This is a genomic window from Streptomyces sp. NPDC040589 (genome assembly GCF_055594445.1).
Genome location: NZ_JBVIWP010000018.1, coordinates 14,539 through 33,243, shown reverse-complemented (window position 1 = coordinate 33,243; position 18,705 = coordinate 14,539). Strand labels below are relative to the sequence as shown.

At 71.7% G+C, this 18,705-nt stretch carries 18 protein-coding genes; 5 read left to right on the top strand and 13 right to left on the bottom strand.

The window, feature by feature from the left end:
- Positions 1–8: 8 nt before the first annotated feature.
- Positions 9–416 (bottom strand): YciI family protein, encoded by a 408-nt coding sequence (locus ACZ58V_RS40965; protein WP_471296441.1) that lies wholly within the window; start codon positions 414–416, stop codon positions 9–11.
- A 119-nt stretch (positions 417–535) separates the two neighbouring features.
- Positions 536–1,840 (bottom strand): MFS transporter, encoded by a 1,305-nt coding sequence (locus ACZ58V_RS40960; protein WP_468194245.1) that lies wholly within the window; start codon positions 1,838–1,840, stop codon positions 536–538.
- Positions 1,841–1,912: 72 nt separating this feature from the next.
- Here ACZ58V_RS40960 and ACZ58V_RS40955 point away from each other — a divergent pair, with 72 nt between their 5' ends.
- Positions 1,913–2,935 carry a GlxA family transcriptional regulator gene (locus ACZ58V_RS40955; protein WP_468194242.1) on the top strand — a complete coding sequence of 341 codons (1,023 nt, stop codon included), beginning with the start codon at positions 1,913–1,915 and terminating at the stop codon, positions 2,933–2,935.
- Here ACZ58V_RS40955 and ACZ58V_RS40950 read toward each other — a convergent pair.
- The 3 genes from ACZ58V_RS40950 to ACZ58V_RS40940 all read right to left on the bottom strand — a co-directional run bounded on the left by ACZ58V_RS40950 (position 2,925) and on the right by ACZ58V_RS40940 (position 6,149).
- Positions 2,925–3,974 carry an alcohol dehydrogenase catalytic domain-containing protein gene (locus ACZ58V_RS40950; RefSeq protein WP_471296437.1) on the bottom strand — a complete coding sequence of 350 codons (1,050 nt, stop codon included), beginning with the start codon at positions 3,972–3,974 and terminating at the stop codon, positions 2,925–2,927. The two genes, ACZ58V_RS40955 and ACZ58V_RS40950, sit on opposite strands and share 11 nt — an antisense overlap.
- Complete coding sequence (locus tag ACZ58V_RS40945) at positions 3,974–5,122, bottom strand: acyl-CoA dehydrogenase family protein (RefSeq protein WP_471296434.1); 1,149 nt, start codon at positions 5,120–5,122, stop codon at positions 3,974–3,976. Before ACZ58V_RS40945 ends, ACZ58V_RS40950 begins: the two co-directional genes overlap by 1 nt.
- Before the next feature lie 115 nt (positions 5,123–5,237).
- Positions 5,238–6,149 (bottom strand): SDR family oxidoreductase, encoded by a 912-nt coding sequence (locus tag ACZ58V_RS40940; protein WP_468194236.1) that lies wholly within the window; start codon positions 6,147–6,149, stop codon positions 5,238–5,240.
- Positions 6,150–6,253: 104 nt separating this feature from the next.
- Here ACZ58V_RS40940 and ACZ58V_RS40935 point away from each other — a divergent pair, with 104 nt between their 5' ends.
- Positions 6,254–7,180, top strand: coding sequence for a cyclase family protein (locus tag ACZ58V_RS40935; protein ID WP_468194234.1), 927 nt, complete (start codon positions 6,254–6,256; stop codon positions 7,178–7,180).
- A gap of 459 nt (positions 7,181–7,639) precedes the next feature.
- Here the strand turns inward: ACZ58V_RS40935 and ACZ58V_RS40930 are convergent, their stop codons facing one another.
- The 4 genes from ACZ58V_RS40930 to ACZ58V_RS40915 all read right to left on the bottom strand — a co-directional run bounded on the left by ACZ58V_RS40930 (position 7,640) and on the right by ACZ58V_RS40915 (position 11,777).
- Positions 7,640–8,119, bottom strand: a complete 480-nt coding sequence (locus ACZ58V_RS40930) for an ATP-binding protein (RefSeq protein ID WP_468194606.1) — start codon at positions 8,117–8,119, stop codon at positions 7,640–7,642.
- Between the two features lie 443 nt (positions 8,120–8,562).
- Positions 8,563–9,444 (bottom strand): acyl-CoA dehydrogenase family protein, encoded by an 882-nt coding sequence (locus ACZ58V_RS40925; RefSeq protein WP_468194232.1) that lies wholly within the window; start codon positions 9,442–9,444, stop codon positions 8,563–8,565.
- 2 nt (positions 9,445–9,446) lie between these two features.
- Complete coding sequence (locus tag ACZ58V_RS40920) at positions 9,447–10,580, bottom strand: acyl-CoA dehydrogenase (protein ID WP_471296432.1); 1,134 nt, start codon at positions 10,578–10,580, stop codon at positions 9,447–9,449.
- A complete protein-coding gene (locus ACZ58V_RS40915) occupies positions 10,581–11,777 on the bottom strand; it encodes an amidohydrolase family protein (protein WP_471296430.1) in 1,197 nt (398 codons plus the stop codon).
- 90 nt (positions 11,778–11,867) lie between these two features.
- Between ACZ58V_RS40915 and ACZ58V_RS40910 the strand changes: the two genes are divergently transcribed.
- Positions 11,868–13,370, top strand: coding sequence for a class I adenylate-forming enzyme family protein (locus ACZ58V_RS40910; protein WP_471296427.1), 1,503 nt, complete (start codon positions 11,868–11,870; stop codon positions 13,368–13,370).
- A 427-nt stretch (positions 13,371–13,797) separates the two neighbouring features.
- On the opposite strand, the gene ACZ58V_RS40905 is transcribed toward ACZ58V_RS40910, so the two are convergent.
- Both ACZ58V_RS40905 and ACZ58V_RS40900 read right to left on the bottom strand, forming a co-directional pair.
- Positions 13,798–14,310, bottom strand: coding sequence for an EF-hand domain-containing protein (locus tag ACZ58V_RS40905; protein WP_468194223.1), 513 nt, complete (start codon positions 14,308–14,310; stop codon positions 13,798–13,800).
- Positions 14,311–14,478: 168 nt separating this feature from the next.
- Positions 14,479–14,859 carry an STAS domain-containing protein gene (locus ACZ58V_RS40900; protein WP_030849533.1) on the bottom strand — a complete coding sequence of 127 codons (381 nt, stop codon included), beginning with the start codon at positions 14,857–14,859 and terminating at the stop codon, positions 14,479–14,481.
- A gap of 327 nt (positions 14,860–15,186) precedes the next feature.
- On the opposite strand from ACZ58V_RS40900, the gene ACZ58V_RS40895 reads away from it, so the two are divergent.
- Positions 15,187–15,768, top strand: coding sequence for a sigma-70 family RNA polymerase sigma factor (locus ACZ58V_RS40895; RefSeq protein ID WP_468194221.1), 582 nt, complete (start codon positions 15,187–15,189; stop codon positions 15,766–15,768).
- Positions 15,765–17,054 carry a zf-HC2 domain-containing protein gene (locus tag ACZ58V_RS40890; protein ID WP_468194219.1) on the top strand — a complete coding sequence of 430 codons (1,290 nt, stop codon included), beginning with the start codon at positions 15,765–15,767 and terminating at the stop codon, positions 17,052–17,054. Before ACZ58V_RS40895 ends, ACZ58V_RS40890 begins: the two co-directional genes overlap by 4 nt.
- Positions 17,055–17,151: 97 nt before the next feature.
- Here ACZ58V_RS40890 and purU read toward each other — a convergent pair whose 3' ends face one another.
- Together purU and ACZ58V_RS40880 are read right to left on the bottom strand one after the other, a co-directional pair.
- Entirely contained in the window at positions 17,152–18,033 is an 882-nt protein-coding gene (gene purU, locus ACZ58V_RS40885) for a formyltetrahydrofolate deformylase (RefSeq protein WP_471296423.1), read from the bottom strand.
- A gap of 58 nt (positions 18,034–18,091) precedes the next feature.
- Positions 18,092–18,592, bottom strand: coding sequence for an SCO4402 family protein (locus tag ACZ58V_RS40880; RefSeq protein ID WP_189727004.1), 501 nt, complete (start codon positions 18,590–18,592; stop codon positions 18,092–18,094).
- Positions 18,593–18,705 lie beyond the last annotated feature (113 nt).

The following is an 18,705-nucleotide window of genomic DNA, read 5'->3' as shown; positions in this document are numbered from 1 at the left end:
CGGTGGCGTCATTCCGTGATGGTGGGCTGCTCGCCGTAGAACGGGCGCACCTCCAGCCACTCGTGGATCGGCTTGCCGCCCGCCCCGGGGGCGGCGGACAGCTCCCCGGCCAGCTCGACGGCACGCTCGTAGCTGTCGACGTCGATGATCATCCAGCCGGCGATGAGGTCCTTGGTCTCGGCGAACGGTCCGTCGGTGACCGGCGGGCGCCCCTCACCGTCGTAGCGGACCCACGCTCCCTCGGGGGCGAGCGCCTGGCTGCTGACGAACTCGCCGGTCTTCTCCAGCCGGGCCGCGAAGTCGTTCATGTACTGCAGATGCGCCGAGATCTCCTCCGGGCTCCACTGGTCCATCGGCGCGTCGTTGACCGAAGCCGGGGCGCCGCGGTAGTGCTTCAGCAGCAGGTACTTGGCCATGATGGTTCTCCTCGGTGCTCGTGCGACCCATTCTGGTCGCGTTCACACCGGGGACGGAGCGGGACGCGGGTTCTCGACATCCTGGTCCGACTTTTTTCGGGCCCTCGTAGGAAGAGGTCTCAAACCGTCGCCGGCACATCCCCCGCCCGCCGCCGGATCACCAGTGCCATCAGCGCCGCCACCGCGCACAGCGCCCCCGACGCGTACCAGACCACGTCGTACGAGCCGAACGTGTCGCGGGCGACTCCGCCGAGGAAGGCGACCAGGGCGGCGCCCACCTGGTGGGAGGCGAGGACCCAGCCGAAGACGATCGCGCTGTCCTCGCCGTACTGCTCGCGGCACAGGGCGAGGGTGGGCGGGACGGTGGCGACCCAGTCGAGGCCGTAGAAGACGATGAAGAAGATCATCGGCGGGTGGACCGAGGGCGCCAGCAGCAGCGGCAGGAACAGCAGCGACACCCCTCGCAGCGCGTAGTACACCGCGAGCAGCCGGCGCGCGTCGAAGCGGTCCGTGAACCAGCCGGAGGCGATCGTGCCGACGACGTCGAAGATCCCGATGACCGCGAGCAGCGACGCCGCGGCCGTGATGGGCATGCCGTGGTCGTGGGAGGCGGGCACGAAGTGGGTCTGGATCAGGCCGTTGGTGGAGGCACCACAGATCGCGAAGGTGCCGGCGAGCAGCCAGAACGGGCCGGTGCGGGCGGCCGAGAACAGGACGGACACGGCGCGGCGCGCGGCGCCCACCACCGGTGCCGGCTTCGGTACGAACTCGGTCGCGCCGTACGGCTTCTGGCCCACGTCGGCGGGGTGGTCGTGCAGGAGGAGCCAGACGAAGGGGACGACCGCGAGCGCCGCGAGCGCGACCGTCACGGCCGCCGGACGCCAGTCGTACCGGTCGATGATCCAGGACAGCAGCGGCAGGAAGATCAGCTGGCCCGAGGCCGACGCGGCGGTGAGGACGCCGCTGACCAGGCCGCGCCGCTCGGTGAACCAGCGGTTGGTGACGGTCGCCGCGAACGCCAGCGCCATGGAGCCGGAGCCGAGGCCGACCAGCAGGCCCCAGCACAGCATCAGCTGCCAGGCCGCCGTCATCCAGACGGTGAGGCCGGACCCGAGCGCGATGACGGTCAGGGCGAGAGCGACCACCCGGCGGATGCCGAAGCGGTCCATCAGAGCCGCCGCGAAGGGGGCCGTCAGACCGTACAGCGCGAGATTGACGGAGACCGCGGCACCGATGGTGCCGCGTGACCAGTCGAACTCGCTGTGCAGGGGGTCGATGAGCAGACCCGGTACGGAACGGAAGGCCGCGGCGCCGATGATCGTCACGAAGGTGACAGCGGCGACGAACCAGGCGCGGTGCACACGCCTGCGGTTCGGTTTCGACGGCTGCTCCACGACTGTGGGGGCTTCGCTTGTCTGTGTCACGTCATAGAGCTTCCGATCCACGCCCGGGACGCAGCGAGTGGCCCGAGGGACAGCATTCGCTAGGATCGGGCCATGACAGCGAGCGCAGCACACCCGGGCTTCCGCCCCCACCGCGTCGTCGTCCTCGCCCTCGACGGACTGCTCCCCTTCGAACTGGGCATCCCGCACCGCATCTTCGGCCGCCCCAAGGACACAAAGGGCCGGCACCTGTACGAGGTCGTGACCTGCTCGGTCCGCCCGCCCGGCCCGGTCGTGACGGACGCCGACTTCGACATCCACGTCGCCCATGGCCCCGAGGCCCTGGCCACCGCCGACACGGTGATCGTCCCGGCGTCGTACGAACTCGGCCCGGTCTACGAGGAGGGCGTGCTGACCGGTGAACTCGCCGCCGCCCTCGCCCACCTGCGGCCCGGCACCCGGCTGGCCTCCATCTGCACCGGCGTCTACGTCCTCGCCGCCGCCGGCCTGCTCGACGGCCGCCCGGCCACCACCCACTGGGCCGACTCCCAGCGGCTCCAGCGACTCTTCCCGCAGGTCGAGGTCGACCCGGACGTGCTGTTCATCGACGACGGCGACGTGCTGACCTCCGCGGGCGTCGCGGCCGGCCTCGACCTGTGCCTGCACATGGTGCGCCGCGACCACGGTGCCGCCGTCGCCAACGAAGTGGCCCGCCGTACGGTCGTACCGCCCCACCGCGACGGCGGGCAGGCGCAGTACATCGAGCGGCCGGTGCCCGATCCGCAGCAGGCGTCCACCACCGCCGCCCGCGCCTGGGCCCTGGGCCGCCTGCACGAGCCGATCCAGCTGCGTGACATGGCCGCCCAGGAGTCCATGTCGGTCCGCACCTTCACCCGCCGCTTCCGCGAGGAGACCGGCGTCAGCCCGGGCCAGTGGCTCACCCAGCAGCGCGTGGAACGGGCCCGGCACCTGCTGGAGTCCACCGACCGCTCCGTCGACCAGGTGGCCCACGACGCCGGCTTCGGCACGGCCCAGTCGATGCGCCAGCACCTCCAGGCTGCGCTCGGCGTCACGCCGACCGCCTACCGGCGGACCTTCCGAACCGAGAAAGACCGGACGGCGGCCGTCAGAACATGAGCACCCCCCGCGCCACCCGCCCCGCCTCCGCGTCCGCCGCCGCCCTCTCGAACTCCTCGACCGGATAGGTCCGGGTGACGAGTTCGTCGAGCAGCAGCCGGTCCTGGCGGTACAGGTCGGCGTACAGGGCGATGTCGCGCTGCGGGCGGGAGGAGCCGTAGCGGCAGCCCAGGACGGACTTGTCGAGGTACATCGACGAGACGCGGAAGGACGCCTCGGCCGTGGCCGGGGGCACGCCGAGGAGGATCGCCTGGCCGTGCCGGTCCAGCGCGTCGATCGCCTGGCGGATCAGCTCCACACGGCCGACGCACTCGAAGGCGTGGTCCGCGCCGGTGGGCAGGACACCGCGCACGCCTTCGGTCGAGGTGAGGAAGTCCGTCGCGCCGAAGCGCCGCGCCGCCTCCTCCTTCGCCGGGTTGGCGTCGACGGCCACGATCCGCAGGGCGCCCGCGAGCCGCGCCCCCTGCAGCACGTTCAGCCCGATCCCGCCCGTCCCGATCACCAGCACACTGTCGCCCCGGTCCACCCGCGCCCGGTTCAGTACGGCGCCCACCCCCGTCAGGACCCCGCACCCGATGAGCGCCGCCGACGCCATGGGGATGTCCTCGGGGATGCGGACGGCCTGCACGGCCTTCACCACCGTGCGCTCGGCGAAGGCCGAGTTCGACGCGAACTGGTACACCGGCAGGCCGTCGTGGCTGAACGGCCGGCCCGGGCGTCCGATCGCCCCCCGGCACATCGTCGGCCGCCCCCGGTCGCACTCCGCGCACGTCCCGCAGTTGGCCAGTGTGGACAGCGCGACATGGTCACCGGGCGCCACATGGGTGACGCCCACACCCACCGCCTCCACGACCCCGGCCCCTTCATGGCCCAGCACCACGGGAACCGGGAAGGGTATGGTCCCGTCCACCACCGACAGATCGCTGTGGCACAGCCCGGCCGCCCGGATCGCGACCGCCACCTCACCCGGCCCGGGCTCCCGCACCTCCAGGTCCGTCACGACCCGGACCTGCTTCCCGTCGAAGATCACGCCTCGCATCACACGGCCCCCTTGGGCTCCCTGGGCAGGCCGAGCACGCGCTCGGCGATGATCGTGCGCTGGATCTGGTCCGAGCCGCCGTAGATGGTGTCGGCCCGGGAGAACAGGAACAGGTGCTGTGCCGCGTCCAGTTCGTACGGCGCCGAGGCCGACCAGTCGGCGGGACCCACACCCGCCGCCGCACCCCGCACCAGCACCGCCAGCTCCCCCAGCCGCTGATGCCAGCCGGCCCACAGCAGCTTCGCCACGCTCGGCGCCCCCGCGTCGCCCGAACCGCCCAGCGTGCGCAGGGCGTTCCAGCGCATGGTGCGCAGTTCGGCCCACTGCCGTACGAGCCGTTCCCGTACGACGGGATCCCGCGCCGCCCCGGACTCCACGGCCGCCCGCACGACGTCCTCGAACTCCTGGGCGAACCCGATCTGCTGGGCCAGCGTGGACACGCCCCGCTCGAAACCGAGCAGGCTCATGGCGACGCGCCACCCGTCGCCCTCACCCCCGACGACCTGCTCCGCACGCGCGCCGTCGAAGAAGACCTCGTTGAAGTCGCTGGTGCCGGTCAGCTGCCGGATGGGACGGACCTCGATACGGCCCGGCTGGTCCATGGGGACGAGGAGGAAGGTCAGCCCGTGGTGCCTCCGGGACCCGGCCTCGGTACGGGCGAGCACGAAGCACCAGTCGGCCTCGTGCGCGAGCGACGTCCAGATCTTCTGCCCCGTGACCCGATACGCCCGGCCGCCCTCCTCGCGTACGGCGGCGGTACGCACCCCTGCCAGGTCCGAACCGGCGCCGGGTTCGCTGTAGCCCTGGCACCAGAGTTCGTCACCGGCGGCGATCGGAGGCAGGAAGCGGGCCTTCTGCTCCTCGGTGCCGTGGGCTATGAGCGTGGGCGCGAGCAGGTTCTCCCCGATGTGCCCGGAGCGCGGAGGCGCCCCCGAGCGCGCGTACTCCTCGGCCCAGACGACCTGTTGGGTGAGACCAGCCCTCCGGTTCCCGTACCCGTCCGCCCCCCACCCGAGCCCGATCCACCCGGCCGCACCGAGCGTCCGCTCCCAAGCGCGTCGGTCGCTCGCGCCCGACGCGTGCTCCGCGAGCCATTCACGAACCTCGGCACGAAAGTCCTCGTCCTCCGCGCCGAATCCGAAGTCCATCAGGCTTCCCCTCTCAACGCCGCAGTCTCCGGCCCCCTAGGGGCGCGGGGAACTGCGCGAACAACCCCCACCGGCCCGCACTCGCCGAACCACCCGCACCCGCACCCCCGCCCCCTCACGCGTTGGGCCGCTCCCCCTCCCGAGCCGCCCTCTCCATCCCCCGCACCCGCTCCAGCAAGGGCATCGGATCCACCCCCACCGACCCGGGCAGGAACTCCGCGATCCCCTCCACGGTCCATCCACCGGAGGCGTACGCCGCACGCAGCTCCCGAGGCTGAGCCCACACCGCGATCTTCGCCCCGGCGACCGTGTACACCTGCCCGGTGATCCCCTCCCGGGACGCCGCGTCGGACAGCAGGTACACCACCAGCGCGGCGACATCCTCCGGCTCCCCGATCTCCGCCAGTTCCATCGGAACCCCCGCCGACATCCGCGTCCGCGCGACCGGCGCCACCGCGTTCGCGGTCACCCCGTACTTGTGCAGCCCCAGCGCCGCGCTCCGCACCAGCGAGATGATCCCGCCCTTGGCCGCGCTGTAGTTGGCCTGCGACACGGACCCCTGGTGATTCCCGCTCGTGAACCCGATCAACGTCCCGGCCCGCTGCTTCCGCATCACCGCCGAGGCCGCCCGGAACACCGTGAACGTGCCCTTCAGATGGGTCGCGACGACCGGGTCCCACTCCTCCTCGGTCATGTTGAACAGCATCCGCTCGCGCAGGATCCCGGCCACGCAGACCACCCCGTCGAGCCGCCCGTACGACGACAGCGCCATGTCGACGACCCGCTGTCCGCCCGCCATGGTGGAGATGTCGTCGGCGACGGCCGACGCCTCCCCGCCGGCCGCCTCGATCTCCTTGACCACGCCCTCGGCGATCTCACTGGTCGGCGAGGCGCCGTCGACGGAGACGCCGTAGTCGTTGACGATGACCTTCGCCCCCTCGGACGCCGCCGCGAGCGCGACCGCCCGGCCGATGCCCCGCCCGGCGCCGGTGACGGCGACGACCTTCCCTGCCAAGAAGTTCCCCACGCCCGGCCCCTTCCCGTCCCACGGTTTCTGACGGACCGTTAGATTTCAGCTTCCCGAATTCTACGACCCGTCAGATACGGGAAGACAAGCCCCGGGGAGGACTCATGTCGCTGCCGGACGCGTTCCACGACATCGCCAAGCGCGTGAACAACTGGGGCCGTTGGGGGGCCGACGACGAGCTCGGCACGCTGAACCTGATCACCGACGAGGTCGTACGGGAGGCCGCGGCCACCGTCCGTAGCGGCCACCGCGTCCCTCTCGCGCTGCCCCTCGAACAGAACGGCGTGCAGACGGGGATGATCCCGGGCCGCATCGACCCGCTGCACGTCATGGTGCAGATCAACCAGGAGCTGTTCGGTCCGGGCACGGTCGCCTGCAGCGACGACGCCGTGACCATGGGGCTGCAGGCGGCCACCCACTGGGACGCGCTGCCCCATGTCTCGCACTCGGGCCGGATCTACAACGGCCGCCCGGCCGACTCCATCACGGCGCACGGCGGCGCCGGGTTCAGCGGCATCGGCACGGTCCGGCACCTCGTCTCGCGCGGGGTCCTGCTCGACGTCGCCCGGGCCCGGGGCGCGGACCGGCTCGACGGCGGGTACGCCGTCACCCCCGAGGACCTGGACGCCGCCGAGGAGCTGGCCGGTACCCGGGTGCGGGCCGGCGACATCGTGCTCGTACGGACGGGGCAGGTCCAGGTCTGCCTGGCCGGGGACCGGCACGCCTACGCCTACCCGTCACCGGGGCTGTCGATCCGGACGCCGGAGTGGTTCCACGCGCGCGATGTCGCGGCGGTCGCCAACGACACCCTGACCTTCGAGGTGTTCCCGCCCGAGGTGGACGGCCTGTGGCTGCCGGTGCACGCGCTCCACCTCGTGGAGATGGGGATGCCGCAGGGCCAGAACTGGAATCTCGAAAAGTTGTCCACAGCCTGTGGAGAAGCGGGGCGCTACGCCTTCCTGCTGACGGCGACGCCCGAGCCGTTCGCCGGGGCGACGGGGTCTCCGGTGGCACCGGTCGCCGTTCTCTAGGGCATCGGCTCCCCAGGGATCCGCTGAAGCTGGATGGCGGCGCCCCGCTGCTCGCCCCGAGCGCGGCAGCGTGCGCCGCCACCCATCTCCGGCGCTCCCGCCCCGGCTCCCCTGGCCCTGAAGGGAGCCGACGCCGAATCACGACTCACACTCGCCGAGGGCTGCCGTCACCGACGCCCTCGCCGTCCCCTCACGGCGAATCGCTGCTCACCAGCGTGAGCACATGGTCACGACGCGTCAACACCCGATTCGGTGATTTGTCGCTTATGCGGTATGTGCCGTAGGCGCGCACGGAAGCACATCCCGGCGCATCGCGGCATGCCATGACGGAACCGGCCGGCCTGCCGTGCACCCATGCCCCGGCTTCGCCGCAAGACCCCGCGGCATGTGCCGCCGTCCACCACGCCCCCTGCCCCACACGCTCGGCGGGCACGGAGAGGCGGCCTGAAGGGTCCGGCCCTACACCGCCTCGTACGCCAGCCCCTCGAAGGACGCCCCACCGCCGTACGCCGCCGCGCCCCCTCCGCACGACGTCGTGACCTCGCCGGACTTCGCGCACCGGTCCAGCTCGCACCAGATGCGCTTGCCGGTGCTCTCGACGCTCCAGCCCCAGCGGTCGGCGAGGCCGTCGACGAGGGCGAGGCCCCGGCCGCCGGTCGCGTCGTCGTCAGCGCACCGGGGCACGGGGGCCCGGCCGCTGCGGTCGGCGACCTCGAGACGGACCGTGGCCTCGTCCGTCACCGCGTGCGGCAGGGACAGCAGCAGGACCGCGGGACAGCCGGTGTGCACCACGGCGTTGGTGACGAGCTCGGAGACGAGCAGGATCAGCGTCTCGGCGAGCGGTTCGTCGGCCTGTATGCCGGACCCGGCCAGGCGCGAGCGGGCCCACCGCCGGGCACGCCCCACCTCTGCGGGGTCGGGCCGGATCTCCAGCTGCACTTGAAGCACCTGCACCGCTCACACCATCCGAACCGGCGGACACTTAGGCTCGCGCCTCACGAGGGCCACGATCGTAGCCATTTTCTGCATGGCCAGAACAATGGCCGGGACAAGGTTCACGGAACGTGAATCCCTTGTGGGACAGCATGGTTGACGTACAGTCACCCCAACAAGCGCTTCGGGCATATTCCAGCGCGAAGGAGTACCCCTGCGGGATACTGTGCGACGCTCACCGCGGGGAGTCGAACAGGCCGCGCCCCTGGGTCGCACCGCGCTCTGAGCCACTCGCATCTCACACAAGGTACCGGAGCGGACAGCCGACTCCGGGCTGTTACGAGTCACGCATCGGATACGACCCGGTATCAACTCTCCGTAATTCCGGCATGCCACAATCCGCGACATCTTTACGGGCATCATCGGCAATGTCGCAGCCAGCGGGCCTGTCAGGCCGTCCCGGCCGCCAGCTCGACCGCGAGGAGTTCCTCACTCTCCGTGACGCCGCCTCCACGTTGGGTTCGAACCCATGCGCGTTTCAGGTGCAGATGGACCTCGGACTCCCAGGTGAAGCCCATGCCGCCGTGCACCTGGAGACAGTCGCGGGCGCCACGTACGGCGGCCTCGTCGGCGAGCAGGCGGGCGGCGGCGATGTCGACCGGGTCGGCGGTGACGGCGGCCGCGTACACCGCGGCGCGGGCCGTCTCCGCCCGGACCAGCATCCCCGCGCACAGGTGCGCCACCGCCTGGAAGGCTCCTATGGGCCGTCCGAACTGTTCGCGGGCCCGGGCGTGTTGCGCCGCCAGTTCGCAGACGCGGCCCGCCGTGCCGAGCTGCTCCGCGGCGGTGAGGAGGACGGCGACGGGGTCCGGGACCGTCGCCGCGCCGCCGGGCACGCGGTGCAGGGGCGTCAGCGGGTCGAGGGAGCGCAGCGGCACGGCTCCGGCGGTGTCGCCGCGTACGACGTCGGCCTCCGCCAGCCACTCCGCGAGGCCGCCGTCGACGGCCGTCACGACGGTCTCCCCCGTGGCCGCGCCCGGTACGGCACCGGCCGCGAGGTGGGTGGCGGCCAGCGGCCCGGGCAGCAGCGCGCGCCCCGCCTCCTCGAACACCAACACCGCCTCGGGCAGCCCCAGTCCGACCCCGCCGTCCGCCTCCGGCAGCCGCAGGGCGAAGAACCCGGCGTCGCCCAGGGCCCGCCACAGCACCCGGTCCAGTCGCACCGGGTCCCGCACGGCGGCCCGCAGCGCCTCCGCGTCGAAGCGCCGGGCCAGCAGCTGCCGCACCCCGTCGCGCAACGCCCGCTGGTCGTCCGTCAACCGGAAACGCACGGTCACCGTCCCTTCGGCAGGCCGAGGATCCGCTCGGCGACGATGCCGTGCTGGATCTGCGAGGTACCGGCCGCGATGGTGTACGAGAGGGAGGAGAGGCGGTCGAGGGTCCAGGGCCGGTCCAGGTCGAGGCGGTCCGGGCCCAGGACGTCGGCGGCGGCGTCGTAGAGCTCCTGGCGGGCGTGCGAGTACCGCAGCTTGAAGACCGAGCCTCCGGCCCCCGGCACCCCGCCCGAGGCCTCCGCCGCGCTCACGTTCCACTGCGTGAGCCGCCACAGTGCCCGGAACTCGGCGTTGAGCCTGCCCAGCCGGCGCCGGAGCACCGGGTCGTCCCAGCGGCCGTTCTCGCGGGCCTCGACGGCCAGTTCGCCCAGGACGCGGCGGCAGGCGACGACCTCGCCGGCGAAGGCCGTGCCCCGTTCGAAGGACAGGGTCACCATCGTCACGCGCCAGCCGTCGTTCTCGTCCCCGACCCGGTTCGTGAGCGGCACGCGCACCTCGTCGAGGAAGACCTCCGCGAACTCGGCCGACCCGGCCAGCGTGCGCAGCGGCCGTACGGTGATGCCGGGCGCGTCCATGGGCATGGCGAGCCAGGTGATGCCCCGGTGCTTGGGCGCCGAGGGATCCGTGCGGACCAACAGCTCGCACCAGTCGGCGACTTCCGCGTGGGAGGTCCAGATCTTGGAGCCGGTCACCACGTAGGCGTCGCCGTCGCGCCACGCGCGCGTGCGCAGGGCCGCGAGGTCGGAGCCGGCCTCCGGTTCGCTGAAGCCCTGGCACCAGACCTCCTCGCCGCGCAGGATCGGCGGCAGCCAGCGCGCCCGCTGCTCGTCCGTGCCCTCGGCGGCGATGGTCGGTCCGGCGTGGAGCAGCCCCACGAAGTTGGCGCCCACATAGGGCGCGCCGGCCTTCTCGGTCTCCTCCAGGAAGATCAGCCGGGTGGTCGGGGAGGCGTCCCAGTGGACGTCGGCGTATCCGGCGTCGTGGAGCCTGCGCTGCCAGCCGAGGTCGTAGGCGCGGCGGGCGGGCCAGTCGTCGGGGGACGGCTTGGGAGGCAGCGTGGGCAGCACCTTGCCGAGCCACTCCCGCAGGCGCGCCCGGAACTCCTCTTCCTCCGGGGTGTACGTGAGGTCCATCTACTTGTCGAGGTCCAGGTCCAGCATGCGGATCGCGTTGCCGCGCATCAGCTTGTAGACCGTCTCGTCGTCGAGGCCCTTGACGTGGTCGAGGGCGACCTCCTTGGTGTGCGGGAAGGTCGAGTCGACGTGCGGGTAGTCGGTTTCGAAGGTGGCGTTGTCGCGGCCGACGACGTCGAGCGAGGCCACGCCGTGCTTGTCGCGGAAGAAGCAGCAGAAGATCTGCCGGTAGTAGTACGTGGACGGCGGCTCGGGGATGGTGTCGCGGACGCCGCCCCAGGCGCGGTGCTCCTCCCAGACGTCGTCGGCACGCTCCAGGGCGTACGGGATCCAGCCCATCTGGCCCTCGGAGTAGGCGAGTTTGAGGCGCGGGAACCTCACCAGGACCCCGCTGAAGAGGAAGTCCATCATCGATGCCATCGCGTTGTTGAAGCTGAGCGAGGCCTGGACGGCGGGCGGGGCGTCCGGGGAGGCGGCCGGCATCTGGGACGAGGACCCGATGTGCATGTTCACGACCGTCCCGGTCTCCTGGCAGACCGCGAAGAACGGGTCCCAGTAGCCGGAGTGGATGGACGGCAGCCCGAGGTGGGTGGGGATCTCGGAGAAGGTCACCGCCCGCACGCCGCGCTCGGCGTTGCGCCGGATCTCCGCGACGGCCTGCCCGACGTCCCACAGCGGGATCAGGCAGAGCGGGATGAGCCGCCCTCCGCTGTCCCCGCACCACTCCTCGACCATCCAGTCGTTGTAGGCGCGCACACAGGCCAGGGCGACCTCCTTGTCGTGCGCCTCGGCGAAGGTCTGGCCGCAGAAGCGGGGGAAGGACGGGAAGCAGAGGGACGCCTCGACGTGGTTGAGGTCCATGTCCTCCAGGCGGGCCTTCGGGTCCCAGCAGCCACGCCGCATCTCCTCCCTGGTGATGCCCTCCAGGGTCATCTCGTCCCGGTCGAAGCCGACGGCGGCGATGTTGCGCTTGTACGGGAACTTCAGGTCCTCGTAGATCCACCAGTCGGTGGGCGGGCCGTCCGGGTCCATCGTGATCCGGTACTTGCCCGCGACATAGGCGAGTTCACCGATCCCGGCGGTCAGGGGCCGGGGTCCGCGGTCGCGGTACTTGGCCGGCAGCCAGGTGTCGAAGAGGTGGGCGGGCTCGATCACGTGGTCGTCGACGCTGATGATGCGGGGCAGTTCGGTCGCCATGGGTCCCCTCCGCCGGACAGATGCTTATCTGATGGAGCGTCAGATAGCATCCCACCTGACGACCCGTCAGCCAAGCAGCAGGGGGCATTCGTGAACGAGACCCCGCACGCCCTGAGTTCGTCCCGCACGCTGTGGGAGCTGGTCACCCGCCGTGCCGCCCTCACCCCGGACCGGCCGCTCTTCCTGGAAGGCGCCCGCAGGCTCACCTTCGGCGCTCTGCGCGCGCGGGCCGAGCGGGTCGCGGCCGGGCTGTACGGCATGGGCGTCCGCCCCGGCACGGTGGTCGCCTGGCAGCTGCCCACCCGGATCGAGACGGCCCTGCTCTCCTTCGCGCTGGCCCGTCTCGGGGCCGTGCAGACGCCGGTCATCCCCTTCTACCGGGACCGCGAGGTGGGCTTCGCGCTGCGCGAGTCGAGGGCGGAGTTCTTCGCGGTGCCGGGCGTGTGGCGCGGCTTCGACCACGCGGAGATGGCCCGGCGGCTGGGCGCGAAGGGCGTCTTCGAGGCGTACGGCGACCTGCCCGACGGGGATCCCTCCGTACTGCCTCCCCCGCCCTCCGACGGCACCACGGTCCGCTGGATCTACTGGACGTCCGGCACGACCTCCGACCCCAAGGGCGTGCTGCACACGGACCGTTCCCTGATCGCGGGCGGCTCCTGCCTCGCGCACGCACTGCGGCCCTCGGGGGACGACGTGGGGTCGATCGCCTTCCCGTACGCCCACATCGGCGGGCCCGACTACACGGTGATGCTGCTGCTCTACGGCTTCCCGGCGGTGCTGTTCGAGCAGTTCGCGCTGCCGGACGCGCTGGAGTCCTACCGTCGGCACGGGGTGACCATGGCGGGCGGTTCCACGGCGTTCTACTCGATGTTCCTGACGGAGCAGCGGAAGCGGCCGGGGACCCCTGTGGTCCCGACGCTGCGACTCCTGGCGGGCGGCGGGGCACCGAAGCCTCCGGAGCTCTACCACGCGGTGGTCCGCGAGATGGGCGTGCAGCTCACCCACGGCTACGGCATGACCGAGGTGCCGATGATCACCATGGGGGCGCCGGACGACACCCCCGAGCTGCTGGCGACGACCGAGGGACGGCCGCCGGAGGGCATGGAGATCCGGATCGTGGACGGGGAGGTGCGGTTGCGCGGGGAGGCGGTGTGCCGGGGGTACCTGAATCCCGAGCAGACGGCGGAGGCCTTCGACCCGGACGGTTTCCTGCGCACCGGTGACCTCGGGCACGTGACGGAGACCGGGCACCTGGTCCTCACCGGCCGGCTCAAGGACGTCATCATCCGCAAGGGCGAGAACATCTCGGCCCAGGAGATCGAGGACCTGCTGCACCGGCATCCGGCGGTCGGAGACGTGGCGGTGATCGGCCTGCCGGACACCGCACGCGGAGAGCTGGTCTGCGCGGTGGTGGAACAGCCGCCGGGTGCCGAGCCCTTGACCCTGGCGGCAGCGGCCGCGCACCTGCGCGCCGAGGGGCTGTCCGTGCACAAGCTGCCGGAGAGGCTGGAGGTGGTGGACGCGCTGCCACGGGGCGAGACCTTGCGGAAGGTACTGAAGTACAAGCTGCGCGAGCGCTATTCGGGCGGGTGACGCGGGCGCGGGCGGGCGGCGTGACTCGGATGAGCAACGCGGCCGGGCAGGCGGCGCGACTCCGGCCTGGGCATCGCCCAGGGCCAGCACCATCATTCGGACCGGCAGGGCCACCCGAACCGGCAGGGCGTCACTCGGGCCGCCTGGTCAACGGCATCGCCCTGGGCGGGAGAGCATCACCCAGGCCGTCGCCATCACCGGGGTCGGCCGCGCCGTTCGGGACCACGCCCACACCGGGCCCGCTGCGCCACCACGGCCTGCGGCACACCCCGCGGCCGTGGCGCCACACTGGCCTGCGCCCTCCCCGAACCGGCTCCGTCACCCGGACCGGCGCGCTGTCCCCGGGCCGGCAGCTCCACCCAGGCCAGTCGCTCCGCCCGGGCCGGTAGCTGCGCCCAGGCCCCTCGCTCTGCCCGGCCCAGTCGCTCTACTCGGGCACCGTGAAGTACCGCGCGAAGGCCGGTACGACCTCGGGCTCTCCGACCTTGCCGTCCTCGTCCGCGTCCAGCGCGCCGGCGGCTGTGCGGGCGATGTCCTCGGGGGCGCCGAGGCAGGTGAGGACGCGGGCCACTTCCTCGAGGGTCGCCGCGCCGTCACCATCCGTGTCGGCGATGTCCAGTGCCGCGTGCAGGAAGGGGCGGGCGATCTCGGCGAACCGGTCCGGGTTGTCGCGCAGGCGCTTGACCGCGCCGTTGACGAACTCCCCGCGCGTGATGCGCTGGTCGCCGTCGCGGTCCGCGATGCCCGCCATGCCCTGCCAGAACGCCTCCGCGCCGCCGTACAGCGCCTGGCCCTTGTCGGACCGGGCCGCTACGGCGAACTCCGCGAGCAGCGCCTTGGCCGCCCCGTAGAAGTCCTCGCGGTCGATGTAGCCGTTGCCGTCCTGGTCGAAGATGGCGAACCGGGCGGCGATCCTGCGCTCGTACTCGCTGCTGACCATGTCTCTTTCAGGCCGCCTTACGTCAGGTGGGGTGCGTCTCGCTCGGAGCGTACGACGGAGGGGGCCGTTCGGGCGCGGGAAAACGTCACTTGCGCCAAGACCGGGGGAATTCCGGGACAACAGCGTGTCAGAACGGCGACACTCGCCCTACCGTGCGTCATCGGCCCCTCACGCGGACAGGGGTTCGCCCTCGTCACCCAGGGCCGCGTCCACATCGCCGTACACGTCGAACAGCCTGCGAACGCCCAGCGCGCCGAGGACCCGGTTGACGTGGGACCCGTCGGCCGCGCCCCGGGCGGGCAGCACCAGCCGCAGCCGGCCCTGGCAGGAGCGGATCAGACGGCGGGCGGCGATGAGCACGCCGACGCCGCTGGAATCGCAGAAGAACACCTCGGACAGGTCGAGGACAAGACAGTGGTGCCCCTCGGCCACTACGTCGTGCACACGCTGACGCAGCACCGGCGAGGTCACCAGATCCAGTTCGCCGGACACCTGGAGCACGGCCCATTCGCCCTGCTCGCCGCCGGTCACTTTGAAGGTCACCACCACGCCCTTCGATCGCCAAAACGGAAGCAGTCCCTACGCTTCCTTGCAGCGCGGCTGCCCAGCGGCCGTTCCCTGAAACACAACCCCAAAAACGGATCCCCCTCAGAAGAGGCTTGTTTTAGTCGGCTTCGATCCTGTTCGATCCCCTTCAGTCAGGTCTGATCGGAGGTCTGAGGGGTAGACGCCTCTACCACCTGCGGCCGGTCAGGGGGCGCACATTGCCACAAAGGGGCGTGCGCTACCGGACGTGCCGACTACATTCGAGGAGACATCAGGCACACGCTGGACAGGGCACGGGCGCGGGACACGAGCAGGGGGTGAGGGGGCCGCATGGCGAAAAAGGACGTACCGCCCCGCTGGGACCGCAAGATGCAGCAGCGGCTCGCCCGCGGGGAGGCCGCCGCCCTCGGTGAGCTCTACGACCGGTTCGCCTCCCTCGTGCACGGCCTCGCCCACCGCGTCCTCGGCGACGAACGCGCCGCCGACCGCATCACCCGCGAGGTCTTCGTCCACGTCTGGGAACATCCGGACGCCTATGACCCCCGACAGGGCCCGCTGCGCACCTGGGTCGCCACGCTGACCCACCGCCTGGCCGTGCAACGCCTGCGCGCCACCGAGACCGCCGCCCTCGCCCGCGACGGCTCCGGCACCGCGGAGGAACTGGAGCACCGGGTGCGCCGCGCCTCGGTCGCCGCCCGCGCCGACTACATCGTCCAGTCCATGCCGGCCCCGCTGCGCTCGGCCCTGGAGCGGGCCTACTTCCAGCGCCGCGACTACCGCCAGACCGCCACCGACCTCGGCATCACCGAGGACGAGGCCCGCCGCCGGCTGCGCCTGGGCCTCCAGCTCCTGTCCACCGCCCACGAGACCGAGCCACCCGGCGCACCGCACGGACACGGGGGTGCGGTGTGAGCGGGTCGGAGATCCCCTCGGGCCCGGGCGCGCCCGACGGACCCGAGTACGACGACGGACAGGAGCCGGGGAAGCCACCGCGGATCCCCACGCCCCGGGCCTCCGTCGAGGACAGCGGGCTGCCCCTGCCCGCGCTGGAGGACCTCGGCGACGCGGCGCTCCCTCCCGTACGGCCCGTGCTGGAGCACCCCGTACTGAAGGCCCTGCTCGGCGCCTGGGCGCTGGCCGCCTGCTCGGCCGAGGAGGCCGTGGCCGTCGAGGAGCACCTCGGCGAGTGCGGGCAGTGCGCCGACGAGGCACGGCGGCTGCGCGAGGCGGTCGGGCTGCTGCAACGGCCCGAGAGCCTCGACCTGGACCCGTCGCTGCGCACCCGCGTCCTGGAGACCTGCCTGGAGCGGCGCCCGCCGCGCATCCCGGTGCCGGACTGGGCCGCCGCGTACGACGCCGAGACCGCGCGTCTGGACGCCCTGCTCCAGGACTTCGGCGACGCCGAGTGGCACGCGCCGGTACGGCTGCGCTGGTTCCGGGCCGACGAGTCGACGAGCCGCCGTACGACCGTCGCCGGGGTCATCGCGCATCTGCTCAGCGTCGACGGGCTGGTCGCGCTCGCGCTGGGCCTGGACGACCCGCTGGGCGACGTCACGTCCCGGCACCCGACCCCGGCGGCCCGCACCGAGGCGTACTGGCGGGCCTCCCACTTCCCGCCCACCCGGGCCGTGCGGGCGCCCTGGCGGGAGCAGAGCCACAACCTCGTCCGCACGGTGTCCTTCACGGGCGGCAGCACCGGGAAGATGCCCGTGCCGTACGGCGACTTCGCACTGCCCCTGCACGACGCGATGCTCGACCGGGCCTTCGAGTGCTGGGTGCACGCCGAGGACATCGCGGACGCGGTCGACTACCCCTACGACCCGCCCTCGCCGCGCCATCTGCACCGCATGATCGACCTGGCGGCCCGCATGCTGCCGACGGCCCTGGCGCACCGCCGCCGCGCCGGCCTCGCGGCCCCCGCCCACCACCGCCACCTCGTGGCGGCGGGCGAACCGGGCCGCAGCCTCCGCCTGGAGATCGAGGGCTCGGGCGGCGGCGAGTGGCTGATCCCCCTCGACTCCCCCGCGGCCAAGGGCTCCGCGGAACACGAGGTGGCCCACATCGCCCTGGACGGCGTCGAATTCTGCCGCCTGGCAGCAGGCCACGTACCCCCACAGGAGGCGGCAGCGGGCCAGGTGGGAGACAGAGAGGCGATCAGGGACGTCCTCTTCGCCGCAGCCTCACTGAGCAGGATGTAGCCACAGGGCGTGCGGGCACTCCGTCAGGGGCGCGGGGAACTGCGCGAACAACCCCCACGCACCCGCAGCCGCCCAGAAAACGGGACGCCCCGAGCTCCTAGGCGAAAATCACCGTCCGCCGCCCATTGGGCAGAATCCGCCGCTCGGCATGCCACTTCACCGCCCGCGCCAACGCCTGACACTCCACGTCACGCCCGATGGCGACAAGCCCCTCAGGCGTCACGTCATGCCCCACCCGCTCGACCTCCTGCTCGATGATCGGCCCCTCATCAAGATCGGCCGTCACATAGTGCGCGGTCGCCCCGATCAGCTTCACACCCCGGGCGTGAGCCTGGTGATACGGCTTCGCGCCCTTGAAGCTCGGCAGGAACGAGTGGTGGATGTTGATGATCCGCCCGGACAGCGCCTTGCACAGATCGTCCGACAGCACCTGCATGTACCGGGCGAGAACGACCAGCTCGACACCATCCTCACGCACGATGTCGAGCAGCCGCCCCTCCGCCTCGGACTTCGTGTCCTTCGTCACCGGAATGTGGTGGAAGGGGATGTCGTACGAGCCCACCAGCTCGGCGAAGTCCGTGTGGTTGGACACCACCCCGGCGATCTCCACCGGCAGCGCCCCGGTCCGCGCCCGGAACAGCAGGTCGTTCAGGCAGTGCCCGAACTTGCTGACCATCAGCAGGATGCGCATCTTCTGGTCGCCCCCGTTGATCTGCCACTCCATCTGGAAGGAGTCACCGATCGCCGCGAAGCTGGCCCGCAGCTTCTCCACGGACACCGGGGCGTCCGCCGAGAAGTGGACGCGCATGAAGAACAGTCCCGTGTCGTGGTCGCCGAACTGCTGGCTGTCCTCGATGTTGCAGCCGGTCATGAAGAGGTAGCTCGACACGGCGTGCACGATGCCTTTCCTGTCCGGGCAGGAAAGGGTGAGGACGTACTGGTCGGGCGGGGTCGCGGCGGTGGTGGACTGCTCGTTCATGCAGGACAGGTTCCCACAGGCGGCCGCACCGCCCGCAATCGTCCCGCTGTGCGGACCCCTAGGCGGACCTGGTCATGATCCGCAGCACCTCCAGGCTGCGCGGCGGCGTGTCCGGCTCCTCGCCGTCGCTCACGGCGAGCCGCACATGCGCGTCCCGGGCCGCCTGGATAGCCTCCGGCCACGCCTGGTGCTCGAGGTACGCGGCGACCGGCGCGTCCGGCCCGACCTGGTGCATGATCCGCAGCACCCGCAGCACGGCGCTGTCGACCAGGGCCGCCTCCTGCGAGTCGCGGAAGATCGTGCCCACGTACTTCTCGGCGGACCAGTGATCCAGCCAGGTGTCCTCGACCAGCCGGTACACCGCGTCGGTCACGTCGCCGTAGCCGTCCACGCCGGCCAGCCAGACGTCCCGCTGGAACCCGGGATCGGAGAGCATGTGCAGCGCCGAGCGCACGTTGCTGCGCCAGCGCCACCACGGCATGTCATTGACAGGCATGCCGCCCATGGTGGATGAGCGACGGCCACGACGGGAAGAGTTCTCCGAAGCTTGCACGGTCATCGATCGTACGTTCCCCTCCACATCGGTCACCCCTACCCCCGCAATTCACCTGCGCGTCACCCATTGTTGAGCCGAGATCACTCTCGGGTTGGTCATGTGGCGGAATCGTGCGG

Excerpts from the sequence above, each read along its gene's own strand:
- ACZ58V_RS40905 (WP_468194223.1), bottom strand. The coding sequence starts at position 14,310 with ATGGTCAGCAGCGAGTACGAGCGCAGGATCGCCGCCCGGTTCGCCATC.
- ACZ58V_RS40955 (WP_468194242.1), top strand. The coding sequence starts at position 1,913 with ATGACAGCGAGCGCAGCACACCCGGGCTTCCGCCCCCACCGCGTCGTC.
- ACZ58V_RS40945 (WP_471296434.1), bottom strand. The coding sequence starts at position 5,122 with ATGGACTTCGGATTCGGCGCGGAGGACGAGGACTTTCGTGCCGAGGTT.
- ACZ58V_RS40915 (WP_471296430.1), bottom strand. The coding sequence starts at position 11,777 with ATGGCGACCGAACTGCCCCGCATCATCAGCGTCGACGACCACGTGATC.
- ACZ58V_RS40920 (WP_471296432.1), bottom strand. The coding sequence starts at position 10,580 with ATGGACCTCACGTACACCCCGGAGGAAGAGGAGTTCCGGGCGCGCCTG.
- ACZ58V_RS40950 (WP_471296437.1), bottom strand. The coding sequence starts at position 3,974 with ATGCGAGGCGTGATCTTCGACGGGAAGCAGGTCCGGGTCGTGACGGAC.
- ACZ58V_RS40965 (WP_471296441.1), bottom strand. The coding sequence starts at position 416 with ATGGCCAAGTACCTGCTGCTGAAGCACTACCGCGGCGCCCCGGCTTCG.
- purU (WP_471296423.1), bottom strand. The coding sequence starts at position 18,033 with ATGAACGAGCAGTCCACCACCGCCGCGACCCCGCCCGACCAGTACGTC.
- ACZ58V_RS40880 (WP_189727004.1), bottom strand. The coding sequence starts at position 18,592 with ATGACCGTGCAAGCTTCGGAGAACTCTTCCCGTCGTGGCCGTCGCTCA.
- ACZ58V_RS40935 (WP_468194234.1), top strand. The coding sequence starts at position 6,254 with ATGTCGCTGCCGGACGCGTTCCACGACATCGCCAAGCGCGTGAACAAC.
- ACZ58V_RS40895 (WP_468194221.1), top strand. The coding sequence starts at position 15,187 with ATGGCGAAAAAGGACGTACCGCCCCGCTGGGACCGCAAGATGCAGCAG.